The organism is Actinomadura rubrisoli, from assembly GCF_004349215.1.
GTDB classification, from domain to species: domain Bacteria; phylum Actinomycetota; class Actinomycetes; order Streptosporangiales; family Streptosporangiaceae; genus Spirillospora; species Spirillospora rubrisoli.
The window spans coordinates 1-12512 of the sequence record NZ_SMKU01000278.1 but is presented as its reverse complement, the minus strand read 5'-3'; the positions used below and the strand labels follow the sequence as shown (position 1 = coordinate 12512).

Genomic DNA, 12512 nt, shown 5'->3' with positions numbered 1-12512 from the left:
AGGACTCCGCGTCTCAGGCTGGCGCGAAGCACTCAACGAACTCGCCATCGCCTATCCAGGGCGGATCAGGTAAAGCGGGCCTCACAACAACAAGAGATGATCTTTCCACACTTCAGGTGACACGCTCCGCCTCGTCCCCGCGTGGCGCCTCGTCCCCGTGTGGCGTCTCGTCCCCGTGCTGGCCCTCACCTCCTGCACCGCTCCTGCGACCGACAGAGAGGGGCATATCCTCGTCCTAGCGATAGTGGCCCATGGACGTTGTTGACGGCTGAGAGTGGTTGGTCAATAGGGAGACCTCCGGTGTGTGGTGGAGGTGTTTCCGTCCTCTGCACTACTCATGATCCAGATCTAGGCGCCCACCATCAGGGAAGCCGCGTGCAGATCAGCAATGCGTTCCCGCCTGAGTGCGTTGGCGTCCAACACCTCCGATGCCGCACACCCGCATGCTCTCTACAAGAGGTCGCTCCCTTAGCACCGTCCGATCGCGTGGGTGGCTGGTGTCACCGACGGCGGGGGCGATCGCTGCCGCACCGCTTCCGGTGCTCGGGCCGTGGCCGGCCCTGCGCTCCGGGTCGGTTTGCCCTCGAATAACCGTGGTTGCGGTACGAGCGGGGTTGCGGTTGGTGGCCGGTGGCCTCTCTCGACAACGCGCCTGATGGACGGTTCCTGCCACTTCGGCCGAACTTCAGGCCATGGGTATACGAGATGAAAGGTTGTCGTTCGAGTGCCGGTACAGCCACGAAGATGGCTGACCGCAGGTCGCGCGACAAGCGTCAGCAAAAGCGACAAGAGCGATTCATGACAGGGTTGCCATTTTAGGGAATTCCCGACATATTCGACGCGCCTCGGCCCCGACTCGCCTGCCCGGCCGACTCGCCTGCGCGGTCGAGCCCACTCAACCCGGATACAGGAAACACGCCACCATGTCGGAGTGTAGTTGGCCGGATACGGTCAACGACGGGGCCTGTTTTCTCGATGGAGTGGTCGTCGCTGGCGATAAAATTGATTCATGAGTTCGATTGCGGTTGATCTCCATGCCGCGTCCACCGCAGAATTGGTGGACGCGGCCCTGCGGATCGCCGCGGAACTCGCCCAACGGGCCGCCCCCGACTCTCCCCCCGCATGCATGGAACTGGCCGAGTCGCTCGCCCGAGCCGGCGACCTGCACGAAGCCGCGCTGGCCGGGCTGATCGCCGTAGTGGACGCCTCCGCAGAGACGCGACGCTGGGGCCTGCCGTCCACCAAGGCGTGGCTGCGCACCCGCGTCGGCATGCGGGAAGCGCGCGCCACCGAACGCATCACTCTCGCGCGGCAACGGCCCCGCCTGCCCAAGGTGACCAAGAAGCTGGCCTCAGGCGATCTGCCCTACGGTTACGCCGCCACCATCGCCGACGCCGTCGCCCGCCTGGACGACACCGACTGCGCCGCCGCCGAAACAACCTTGCTAGAGATGGCCGACCAGGGCTTCTCCGCAGGAAAGGTCGCCTCCTTCGGCCGCCGCATCCGCGATGTCATCGCCGACCGCGACGGCACCGACAAACCCGACCAAGAGTCCGCGCGCGGCTACCAGCGCTCCTGGATCACCTCCACCCGTTCCCTGGACGGGGGCCGCTACCTCAAGGGCTGGCTCAACGCCGAAGACGCGGCGGTGTGGGAGGGCACGCTGGGGCCACTGGCCAAGCCGGCGGGCACCGACGACCGCCGCGACCTGCCCGAACGCACCGCAGCCGCCCTCACCACCGTCCTGGCAGGCGGACACAAGGCCACCAAGGTCACCGTCATCTGCGACCTCGACACCCTCACCGGCGGTACTGCGCCCGCCCGCCTGACCGACGGGACCCCGATCCCGCCCCAGCAGGCCCGCCGCATCGCCCTGTCCGCCGGAGTCTCGCCACTGCTGCTCGGGCCCGGCAACACCCCGCTCTACCTCGGCCACCGGGTCCGGTTCGCCACAACCGGGCAACGCCAGGTGCTGGAAACCCAGTACCCGACCTGCGCGGTACACGGCTGCGAAGTCCCCGGCACCCTGTGCGAAGTCGACCATGTCGACGGCTGGGTCCTGGGAAACAGCCCCACCGACATCGACAAACTCGCCCTCTGCTGCAGCTGGCACAACCGCTTCAAACACACCAACGCCGAACAAATCCGCATCAGCCGAAACGCAGACGGCCGCTACCTCTACCGAATCCTTCCCCCACCCGACGCCAGATCCCGCAAAACCACAGACCCACCCACCTGGGCACAAGCCGCCTAAGACCAAACCCCAGCCCACAACCACTGAAACCGTCGAGGCATGTCGAGTAAGTGGATCCTATTGTGGAACCAGGCAACTCGCGGCCGTGTGCGGGCGTGGGCGCATTCGTAGCCGATCGGGCCAATCATCTCTGCGGCCCAGTGACGCCGGATGGTGTTGTAGCCATCGACCAAACCCGCAGCTGCGCAACGGACCTGACCTAGTCCCGGGTGGTGAAAAGGCGTCGGGCCAGCAGTCGGCGTCCCGGGCCAGGCGTTGAAGGACTCGGCTACCGCGTCGTCCCGGGCCGAGCCGGTGCGGCCCGTCGACTGAGTGATGACGACAGCCCGGCCCACGTTCCTGAACACCTCGCCGCTGCACTGGACGGTTTCAACTGGTCGCCGCGACCCCTCGATCGCCGGCCTCGTCTTCGAAGACCAGCCAGGCGCCCAGGTCGCCGACCGTCTGCCCGCGCTCGGCCGCACTTGCGACTCCCACCGCGCGATCTGTTCCTCATCCGCTTGGACGCCCGCCGGGCGGGCACCTGCACGCTCCAGCCCAGCCGGTGCATCAGCACGTCCACGCCCGCGACCGTGTAAGAGAGCGAGAACCGCTCCCAGATCACCGTTTTGATCCGTGCCAGTGTTCACCGCTGATCCTGCGACCAGGCGTGAGCCGCCGGGCCCTTCTTCAGCTCGGGCCTGCAAGCACCGCAGCTGGTTCTTGGTCAGCCTGCACCTGCCGCCACCGGCACCCTTGGACATCAGCGCGGCCTTCCCGTCCGCCTTCTACGCGCGCCGCCACCGGTGCACTGACATCGGTGTTACCTGGAACGCACGGCCGATCTCCGCGTCAGACCAGCCCGCCTCGAACAGCCCGGCCGCCTCCAGCCGCAACGCCTCACGCCGCGTCCGTTCGGGCGCGGTCAACCCACCTACCCCCGGCATACCGCACCTACCAGCAGTCACCCCGCTGGCAACCCAACGGTCAGTTCCCGAACGCCACAAACCGTAACCCCCAGCTATTGAAGCTCTTTAGTGTGGTGATTCAGCCGAGCTGTCGAGCGAGCGGGCCGGGTCAATCAACGCAAGGAGCGTCAACGCTTCTAGTGTCGCGCGAATGAAGTTTGTGGACGGTGTGGGGTGGCGTGTTCGAGGATTTCGTCGGCGGTCTTGGTCGCGTGGCTGGCCCGCAACCCGCGGATCACCCTGCACTTCATCCCCACCGGATGCTCCTGGCTGAACCTGGTCGAGATCTTCTTCGGCATCATCACCCGCCAAGCCATCCGCCGCGGCACCTTCACCTCGTCCCGGAGGCGAGATGGCCGTCGACCTTAAGATCTTGACCAGGCGCCGCGCCGACCTGGTCAACGACCGTGCCCGGCAGATCAACCGCCTCCGCGAGCAGCTCCTGGAGATCTTTCCTGCCCTGGAACGAGCACTGAACATGACCAACAAGGGGCCGCTGGTGCCGCCGGCGGTCGGCTACCTGACTCCGGCGGTGATCTGCCGCACCGGCCTCAAGCGCCTGGAGGCGTGGCTGAGGAACCGCAAGGTCAAGAACGCCGTCGCCACTTCAGCCCTAGACTGGTACCACGTTGACGAGCACGTCTGAGAGCAAGTCCGGGCGCCCTCGCTCGGCTCAAGGGGCTGACCTTCCTGAGCGCACGGCTGGACGGGGCCGGTTGTGATGGCTGAGGGCCCCGCGGGCAGTACCTCGCTTTGACACCGTCGAATGTGCCCCCGGCGGCGACTGGTGGGCCGTGGGCGGTGTTTTCGGGTCACTTTTCGGGGGGCTGCGGGTCGCGCCAGAGGGGGTAGGTTTGCAGGCCGTCCGGGAACTGGATGGGGTGGCCGTGGGGGCGGTACCCGGCGCGGGCGTAGAGGCCCTTGGCGGAGCGTTGGGTGGTGGCTTCCAGGTAGGTGGGCATGCCGGTCGGGTCGAGTTGGTGTTGGCGGTGGGACAGCAACGCGGAGCCCAGTCCGCGGCCTTGGCTCGTTGTGGTGGTGCCGAGCAGCATCAGGTAGTCGTGCTTGGGCCCGGCTGGGTGGCGGTCGTGCACGATTTGGCCGAACTGGGTGAAGCGGGGGGCGTGCCGGCCGCACAGTCGCTGGAGTTCGTCGTCGAGGACGGTGGCGTCGGGGGCATCGGAGGGCAGCCAAACCGCGCAACCGTGGTCGCCGGCCAGGTGCACTGTGCCGACGTCCTGGCCGTGCCGGACGAACAGGTGGAAGTAGCCGTAGAACGCTTCGGCGCGGTCGTCGGGTTCGGGGATGAGCCAGATGGTGACCGGGTCGTCGGCGAAGGCGTCGGTGAGGATGGCGGCGCAGCGGTCGGCGTCGTCGGTGCCGATCGCGGCGCGGACCACGGGTGAGGCGACCATGATCACTTTCCCTCTGGGGTGGTGGGCGGTACCGGATGGTGGGTGGTCGGCCGGTCGGCGATCTCGTAGCCGAGGCCGACGTGGTGGTAGGCGGCGTCCGGCCGGTCGCGCCGGACGTACAGGTGCGCGCCACGAATCAGGCCCACTGCGGCGGCGAGGACGAGTACTCCGGGCAGGAGGCGGGCGACCGGGGCGCCGGGCGTTACGCCCAGCAGGATGGCGTAGTGGTCGAGTGTCAGGACGACCACGGCGCCGAGTGCGAGCGCGGCCAGGGCGGGGAACACCACGCGATGGGTGAGTGGTTCGCCGTGGGGGTCGCGGGCGAAGAAGCCGAGGACCGCGATGCTGGCCAGGCACATCAGGACGGCGACGCCGACACCGGCCAGGGTGCCCATCCAGAAGAACATCTGCACCATCGGGTCCCACCCGCTGACGGCGGCGACGACCAGCACGACCGCGGCGATTCCGCTCTGGCATAGGGACGCGTTCTTCGGCGTGCCGGTGCGGCGGGAGGTGATGCCCAGCGCACGGGGGAGGACGCCTTCGCGGCCCATCGCGAACAGGTACCGGCTGACCGTGTTGTGGAACGACAGGCAGGAGGCGAACAGGCTGGTCAGGAACAGCAGGTGGCCGACATCCACCATGGTGGTCCCGACGGACGCGCCGACCAGGTTGAACATCAGTTCGCTGCCCTGCTGCCGGGCCTCGCCCACGACCTGGTCGGGTCCGGTGGCCACCGACATCGACCACGCCGAGAGTGCGTAGATGCACGCGCCGACCAGGATCGAGACCCGCATCGCCTTGCCGAGCGTGCCGGGGCGGCTCTCCTCGGAGTAGTTGGTGGTGTCCTCGACGCCGACAAAGCTGGTGAACGCGATCACCACCGCGACCGAGATGGCGGGCTTGGCCAGCCCCGACGGTGCCAGGGTGTCCGTGCTCAGGTGCCCGCCGTGCGGATGGGCGAGCATGATGGCGTCGAAAATGATCATCACCAGGCATTCCGCCCCCATCAGCACGCCCAGGACCCGGCTGTTGAAGTCCACCCGCAGGCGGCCGAAGATCAGGACCAGCACCCAGGCTGGCGCACCGTAGACCCACCAGGGCGGGTGCCCGGCCATCGGCAGTGACCCGAGCCTGGGGTTGAAGAATGAGGCGGCGACGGCGCCGATGCCGCCGAACAGGCCGATCTGCATCGCCGCGTACGACACCAGTGCGACGAACGCGGCACTGATGCCGGTCACGGGGCCCAAACCGCGGGCGACGTAGGTGTAGAGCGCGCCCGCCGATGTGACGTGGCGGCTCATCGCCGTATAGCCGACGACGAACACCAGCAACAGCACTGCGGTCACGACGAAGGCTAAGGGGATCTGTGTGACGCCGGTGACCGCCCAGCCGGTTGACGTGCCACCCGCGGTGCTGGCCAATGGCGCCGCCGCGCTCAGCACGAAGAACACCAGTGCCACCGAACCCAACCGGTTCTTGGCCAATGCCGAGGAGGAGTCGGCTTTGGAACGCGGCACCATGGCTTGATCGGTCATCATTCACCATTTCTTTTTGAGCGCGGGCCTCGGGAATTGGCGGGGGCGGGTGGCTTGCTGCGGTCGCATGTTTGAGGGGACCGAGGTCAGTGCGCAGCTCCGGACGGTGCCGGTGGCCCTGCTTGGTTTCGGTGGCCAGGGCTCGGAGCCGATGGACGTCGTCGTTCCCTGCCGGGTGCGGGGCGGCGGGTCGATCGGCTATGGATGCTGTGCCGGTGCCCTTCGATCGGTTTTCTCCGGTCCGGCCGGTGACCCGCGTGTCGTCCTCGGGAGCGCCGTGGCCGTTGGCGATTATGATCATCTCGGGGCATGGATCTATTGACCGATGATCAGGATCGTTTGTCGATACCTTGAGGAGTTGTCGATTTTCAATGACCCTTGTTAAACCGGTGAACAAGCTCTGGGGTCGGTCTTCTGGAAGGTGTCGGCTTGTGTAGCGGCGGTGGTGACGCGTCGTCCGAGGAAGGCAGACGGCTTGGGGAGCTTGTCTTGGCTGCGGTGGTCGGTCGGCCGTCCAGGTCGACCGAGGCGACTGCTGTGGCCGCTTTCCAGTGGAGCTTGGCATTGAGCGGCTTGGTTGTTCGAGGCGGCAGGTGTGCTGTCCGCTGCGAGGACGCCATCCTCTCGCCGGGATCGATGGTGACGGCACGGGCGTCGTGAGGTGGTCGGTGTGCGGGTTCGAGGGGGTGTGGCGCTGGGGCCGAGGGGGGCCAAGCGTTATGATCATGGGTGTGAAGTGATGCTGAGGTGGTCGCGCGTCCCGGCGCTTTTCCCGTCAGATGCCGTTTGAGCATGGTGCTCCGGCATCCGCGCGATGCCGTCCAGGTATGCCCCGTCATCTCCTCTTCATGAAATGGCATCCTCATGACCGCTATGGACGACCCGACGTTCGTTGAGCATGTCGCCGACCGGCTCGCTGCCCTCTCGGCTGTCCGCGCCGTCACGCTCGGAGGTTCGCGCGCGCAGGGCACGCACACCCCGGACAGCGATTGGGACTTCGCCCTCTATTACCGGGGCGCCTTCAACCCCGATGATCTCCGGGCCCTCGGCTGGGACGGCGAGGTCTCCGAGATCGGCGGCTGGGGTGGCGGCGTCTTCAACGGCGGTGCCTGGCTCAATATCGACGGCCGGAAGGTCGACGTCCACTATCGCGATCTCGATGTCGTCGAGCACGAGATCGCCGAGGCGGAACAGGGGCGGTTCCGCTGGGAGCCGCTGATGTTCCACCTCGCCGGGATTCCCAGTTATCTGGTGGTCGCCGAACTGGCGATCAATCAGATCCTGCGCGGCGCCCTGCCCCGTCCGACCTACCCGGAGCCGCTGAGGACGGCCGCAACCGAGGCGTGGCGTGGACGGGCGGCCATGACGCTTCAATACGCCAAGGGGACGTACGTCCCGCGCGGCCAGGCCGCCGAGGTCGCCGGTGCCCTCGCCACCGCCGCAATGCAAACGGCCCACGCGATCCTTGCCGGACGCGGCGAATGGGTCACCAACGAAAAACGGCTTCTGTGCCGGGCAGGACTACGCGGCATCGACGCAATCGTGGCCGAGTTGGCGCCCGACGAGAAGACATTGGCGCTGGCTGTCTCCAACGCGGAGATCTTGTTTAAGGTGGATTGATTCAGGTGGTGAAGGCGAATACTAGGCCCGCTATGGCCGGTGTGCCGTTGAGGCGATGCTCACCACTTCAAGATCATGGAGTGTGGTGATCGCGCATGATGGCACGCCTCGATACAGCAACTCGGAAGGGACGGCGCGATCGCCGATCAAAGTGCGCAGCAGGTCGACGGTCACTCCACCGTGCGTGCACACGGCCACCGAGCCGTGTCCTTCCGCGTGCTCTGCCAGGAACGACCGGAACCGCTGGGCCGCGCGATGCGACGAGTCGCCACTGGCGGGGACGAAGTCCCGATCGCTCACCGTGGTGGCCCAGTCGGCCAGGAATTCCTCGATCGATTGAGAGCCGTCCCAGTTCATCCGCTCACGAATCCGGTCGTCCACTTCGACGGCGACCCCGCTCGCCTCTGCGATGGATTCCGCGGTCTGCACGGCACGCCGCATCGGACTGCTGAACACCGCCGACAAGCCAGCGCCTTCCAACCACTGGGCTGTCCGGGCCGCTTGCGAACGGCCGAGCGCGGTCAAGCCTGGATCGCCAGGGCCGGTTTCCTTCTCCGCATGCTGAACTAGATAAAAGATGGTCACGCTGCACAGCGTGCCGGACGTTGCACTAGTGAGCGGCCCAGACGGAGGCGAGCCCGGCTGCTGTGGGTTCGTTCACGCTGGACGAGGCATCCCGGCGGACACCGAGATGCCTCGTCAAGTTGGCGTGGCTAGTCGTCCCAATCCTCGACGGTGTTGGGGCCGTCACCCGCCCAGTCGGCGTGGATCTCGGGGCCGCCGGGCACCAGGACGCAGGGCGCGACCGGACCCGGCGCGACGCGCGGCTTCATCATGGTGTAGCCGCTGATCTGGTGGTTCTTGTCCAGGACCGCCCAGACGTCGATCGCCACGGTCTGCCCGGGCTTCAGGTGCCGGGGGGAGATGATCGTCGTGCTGCTGCCCGCACTCTCCCCAGGGGACTGGAAGACATGCTCGTACCTGCTGTCGATCCACTTCGCCCGCCCCGGCTTGCACTTCTGGCCGCTGGGAATGAAGTTCACCTGGGCGGGGACGCCCAGGCCCCGCAGCCTCGCCTCGACCCGTTCGGGATGGTTGAACTCCCGCAGGTGCACGGCGATGGAGCCGTCCGGACGACGCTCGACCGCGTTGGCCTTGTCGCCGTCCTCGCCGGTGGCCAGCGGGATCGCGGCCGTGATCCCGGCCGCGGCCGCGACGACCGCGGCGGCCGTCCCCAGCCGCCGGACGGGGCGGCGGCGCGCACCGGCCGGACGCTGTTCCGCCGTGGCGCGCTCCACGACGACGTCCTTCAGCTCTGCCAGGAGCCGGTCCTCGAACGTGTTCATGCCCCCTCCTTCGCGTACGCGAGCGCCTGGCCCGCCTCCGGGACGATCTTTTGCAGTACCTTGCGGACGCGGTGCATCCGGACCCGGGCGGTGACCGGACGGATGCCCAGCGCGGACGCGGCCTCGGTCACCGTCAGCCCGTCCACCGCGATCAGTTCCAGCACCGCGCGCGCGCCTTCGGGCTGTCCCGCCAGTGCCTCGTAGGTGTGGCGCCCGGCGCTCTCCGCATCGATCCGTTCCTCCAGCCGGGCGATGTCGTCGGCGTCCAGGAGCCGCCGCCCGGCCACCCGTCCGGTCGCGCGCCGCTCCCGCGCGGCCCGGCGGCGTTCGGCGGCCATGACGTTGCGGGCCACCCCGTACAACCAGGCGATCTCGGGCCCCGCGTCCGGCCGGTAGGTGTGCGCTGACTCGATCACCGCGAGGAACACCTCGGCGGTCAGGTCGGCGGCGGTGTGCGGATCGTCCACCCGCCTGGCCACGAAGCGGCTCACCGCTTCGATGTGCCGCCGGTAGAACGCCTCGAACAGCGCGGGATCGCGTCCGAGGTGGTCGGGACCGTCCTTGGGTTCGGCCATGCGCTCACTCCTCTCGATGCTTCACCCCCACTTGGCTCCGCATCGGGCAGGCGTTACCGATCACCTGTTCGCGGTGTGTCCCCGCGTGGCGACGACGACGCATTGAACGCCGTGGCGCTTGCGCGTGATTCCTTCGTGGCCGTCGGTGCCTGGTGTCGCAGGTGCGTCGCGTGTCAGTCCTGGGGCAGGCGGGCCGCCAGGAGGGTGGCGCCGCGGACGCCGGCCTGGTCGCCCAGCTCGGAGGGGAGCAGGGGCGGCGGAGAGCGGAAGGTGAGGCGGTCGGCCAGGCGGGAGGCGAGCGGGTCCAGGAGGGCGGCGCCCGCCTGGGCCAGGCCGCCGCCGATCACGATGAGGCCGGGGTCGAGGAGAAGGGTCGCGGAGGCCAGGCCGTCCGCCAGGCAGTCGAGGGCCTCGTTCCAGACGGTCGTGGCGTGTTCGTCGCCGGACGCGGCCAGGGCTATCACCTGCTCGGCCGGGACGGGCGAGGACGAGGCGGGGGTGGCCGCGCGGGCGGCGAGGAGGGTGTGGCGGCGGGAGATCGCGGCGGCGGAGGCGTAGGTCTCCAGGCAGCCGTGGTTGCCGCAGGCACAGGGCTCGCCGTCCGGGCGGACGACGATGTGGCCGATCTCGCCGCTCCAGCCGAGGGCGCCGGGGTACGGGGTGCCGCGCAGGATCAGGGCGGCGGCGATGCCCGTGCCGATGGCGACGAAGAGGAAGTCGTCGGCGCCGCGACCGGCGCCCAGGGACGCTTCGCCCAGGCCGCCGGTGCGGACGTCGTGGCCGATGGCGACGGGGATGCCGAGGCGTTCGGTGGCGAGGCGGAGGATGGGGACGTTCCGCCAGCCGAGGTTGGCGGAGTGGACGGCGGTGCCGGTGGGCTCGTCCACGATGCCGGGGAGGGCGATGCCCGCCGCGGCGGCGGGGGAGCCGGTGAGCTCCTCCGCGCGCGCGGCGAGGCGCGCGGCGAAGTCGAGGATGCCGCCGACCGGGTCGTTCTGGTCGGTCGTCCAGGACTCCGCCGCGACCGTGGTGGCGCCGGCGACGATGGCGGCCTTCATCGTGGTGCCGCCGACGTCGATGCCGATCAGCGTCACTTGACCGAGCCCGCGGTCAGGCCGCCGATCAGGTAGCGCTCGATGAAGACGAACAGGATCACCACCGGGATGATGGCGATCAGGGACGCGGCGAACAGGAACTGCCAGTGCGCCTGGTACTCGGTGACGAAGGACGGGATCGCGACCGTCAGGGGACGGCGGTTGGGCGACGCCGTCACGGTGAGGGCCACGATGTACTCGTTCCACGCCGAGATGAACGTGTAGACGATCGCGGTGACGACGCCGGGCATGGAGATCGGCAGGGTCACGCGGGTGAGGGCGCCGACGCGTCCGGCGCCGTCCAGGAAGGCGGCCTCCTCCAGTTCCTTGGGGATGCTGGAGAAGTAGCCGTGCAGGATCCAGGTGCAGAACGGCAGGTTGAACGCCGCGTTCACCAGGACGAGGGAGATCAGGGTGTCGGTCAGGTCGAGCGCGACCATCTCCCGGTAGATGCCGATCACCAGGGCGGTCGGCGCGAACATCTGGGTGATCAGGACGAGCAGCAGGAACGCGCCGCGGCCGCGGAAGCGGTTGCGGGCGGTGTAGTACGCGGCGGGCATCGCGCAGGCGAGCGTGACGATCGTCGCGGCGGCCGCGACGATGAGCGAGACCCGCAGGTAGGTCCAGACGGGCGCGGCCGACCAGACGTCCACGAAGTTCGACCAGGTCCAGTGGTGGGGCAGGTAGGTGCCCGGGGACGCGGTCAGCTCCTTCTCCGGTTTGAGCGCGGTCACGAGCATCTGCAGGTACGGCAGCAGGAACGCCACGGCGACCAGCCAGCCGACGGCGGTCAGGGCGACCGTGCGGAGCCGGAGGGGACGGCGCGTCATCGGACCTCCTCCCGCCAGCGCGCGGCGCGCAGGTACAGCAGCACCATCACCAGGATGAGGACGAAGTTGACCACCGCCATGGCGGCGGATTCGCCGACGTTCTGGTCGTAGAAGGCGAGCTTGTACATGAATGTGGTGGTGGTGTCGGTGGCGTGCCCGGGGCCGCCCCCGGTCATCGCCCAGATGATGGGGAACGAGTTGAAGACGTTGATCACGTTGATGATGGAGGCGATCAGGATGGCGGGGCGCAGCAGCGGCAGCGTGATCCCGACGTAGGTGCGCAGCGGCCCGGCGCCGTCCACGCGCGCCGCCTCGTACACCTCGGCGGGGATCGTCTGCAGCCCGGCGAGGATCACGAACGAGGCGAACGGCAGGGACACGAACACCGCGACCCACATCATCCACAGCATCGCCTGCCGCGGGTGGGCGAGCCAGTTCACCGGCTGGTCGATGACGTTCAGGTCGAGCAGGACGCGGTTGACGATGCCGGAGTAGTTGTCCAGCATCCACTTCCAGATCAGCGACGTCATCAGCACGGACGCCGCCCACGGGACGATGACCGCCCAGCGGACGATCCGGCGTCCCGGGAAGCGGGAGTTCAGCAGCTGCCCGATCGCGAGCGACAGCGTCATCGTGACGACGACGATGCCGGCGACCCAGCCGAGCGTCCGCAGCACGACGGGGATGAGGTCGTCCTCGTCGAACAGGTCGGTGTAGTTGGCGAAGCCGCGGTTGCCGAGCGTGACCCCGGACGAGCTGATCTTCAGCAGGGACGTGCGGACCATCTCGAAGACGGGCCACAGCACCACGACGCCGATGAGGACGAGGGAGGGGCCGAGCCACAGCAGCGGGGTGAGCGCGCGCCCGGCCCGCCGGAGGGCGGAGGGGCGGGA

13 protein-coding genes and 2 pseudogenes are annotated in these 12512 nt (G+C 68.4%); 5 read left to right on the top strand and 10 right to left on the bottom strand.

From position 1 onward, the window contains the following. Positions 1-1009 precede the first annotated feature (1009 nt). Positions 1010-2254, top strand: a complete 1245-nt coding sequence (locus E1298_RS35195) for an HNH endonuclease signature motif containing protein (RefSeq protein ID WP_131901082.1) — start codon at positions 1010-1012, stop codon at positions 2252-2254. Between the two features lie 508 nt (positions 2255-2762). Here the strand turns inward: E1298_RS35195 and E1298_RS51975 are convergent. Next, positions 2763-2867 (bottom strand): annotated as a pseudogene (locus E1298_RS51975) (winged helix-turn-helix domain-containing protein); the annotation flags it as partial. A 154-nt stretch (positions 2868-3021) separates the two neighbouring features. Next, positions 3022-3162, bottom strand: coding sequence for a helix-turn-helix domain-containing protein (locus tag E1298_RS49770; RefSeq protein ID WP_207945024.1), 141 nt, complete (start codon positions 3160-3162; stop codon positions 3022-3024). A 249-nt stretch (positions 3163-3411) separates the two neighbouring features. Between E1298_RS49770 and E1298_RS35185 the strand changes: the two are divergent. Both E1298_RS35185 and E1298_RS35180 read left to right on the top strand, forming a co-directional pair. Next, positions 3412-3540, top strand: a pseudogene (locus tag E1298_RS35185) (IS630 family transposase); the annotation flags it as partial. A 13-nt stretch (positions 3541-3553) separates the two neighbouring features. Further along, on the top strand, positions 3554-3847 hold the full coding sequence (locus E1298_RS35180) for an IS110 family transposase (RefSeq protein WP_207945022.1): 294 nt from the start codon (positions 3554-3556) through the stop codon (positions 3845-3847). A 166-nt stretch (positions 3848-4013) separates the two neighbouring features. On the opposite strand, the gene E1298_RS35175 is transcribed toward E1298_RS35180, so the two are convergent. Continuing rightward, positions 4014-4616: a GNAT family N-acetyltransferase gene (locus E1298_RS35175; protein WP_131901080.1), complete on the bottom strand. Its 603-nt coding sequence runs from the start codon at positions 4614-4616 to the stop codon at positions 4014-4016. Positions 4617-4618: 2 nt separating this feature from the next. After that, positions 4619-6061, bottom strand: coding sequence for an APC family permease (locus E1298_RS35170; protein WP_243726001.1), 1443 nt, complete (start codon positions 6059-6061; stop codon positions 4619-4621). Here E1298_RS35170 and E1298_RS50765 point away from each other — a divergent pair. Both E1298_RS50765 and E1298_RS35165 read left to right on the top strand, forming a co-directional pair. Beyond that, on the top strand, positions 5988-6146 hold the full coding sequence (locus tag E1298_RS50765; RefSeq protein WP_243726002.1) for a hypothetical protein: 159 nt from the start codon (positions 5988-5990) through the stop codon (positions 6144-6146). The two genes, E1298_RS35170 and E1298_RS50765, sit on opposite strands and share 74 nt — an antisense overlap. A gap of 872 nt (positions 6147-7018) precedes the next feature. Continuing rightward, the gene (locus E1298_RS35165) at positions 7019-7774 is read left to right on the top strand and encodes a nucleotidyltransferase domain-containing protein (RefSeq protein ID WP_207945021.1); all 756 of its coding nucleotides are present in this window, start codon (positions 7019-7021) and stop codon (positions 7772-7774) included. A 30-nt stretch (positions 7775-7804) separates the two neighbouring features. Here the strand turns inward: E1298_RS35165 and E1298_RS35160 are convergent, their stop codons facing one another. The 6 genes from E1298_RS35160 to E1298_RS35135 all read right to left on the bottom strand — a co-directional run. After that, positions 7805-8359, bottom strand: a complete 555-nt coding sequence (locus tag E1298_RS35160; protein WP_165975825.1) for a histidine phosphatase family protein — start codon at positions 8357-8359, stop codon at positions 7805-7807. Between the two features lie 128 nt (positions 8360-8487). Beyond that, entirely contained in the window at positions 8488-9120 is a 633-nt protein-coding gene (locus tag E1298_RS35155) for a hypothetical protein (protein ID WP_131901072.1), read from the bottom strand. Then, a complete protein-coding gene (locus E1298_RS35150) occupies positions 9117-9695 on the bottom strand; it encodes an RNA polymerase sigma factor (protein ID WP_131901070.1) in 579 nt (192 codons plus the stop codon). The genes E1298_RS35155 and E1298_RS35150 overlap by 4 nt, the downstream gene beginning before the upstream one ends. A gap of 173 nt (positions 9696-9868) precedes the next feature. Next, positions 9869-10789 (bottom strand): ROK family protein, encoded by a 921-nt coding sequence (locus E1298_RS35145; RefSeq protein ID WP_131901068.1) that lies wholly within the window; start codon positions 10787-10789, stop codon positions 9869-9871. Further along, positions 10786-11619, bottom strand: coding sequence for a carbohydrate ABC transporter permease (locus E1298_RS35140; RefSeq protein WP_131901066.1), 834 nt, complete (start codon positions 11617-11619; stop codon positions 10786-10788). The genes E1298_RS35145 and E1298_RS35140 overlap by 4 nt, the downstream gene beginning before the upstream one ends. Beyond that, on the bottom strand, positions 11616-12512 hold an 897-nt coding region (locus tag E1298_RS35135; RefSeq protein ID WP_424923186.1), incomplete at its 5' end, for a carbohydrate ABC transporter permease. The genes E1298_RS35135 and E1298_RS35140, both read right to left, overlap by 4 nt.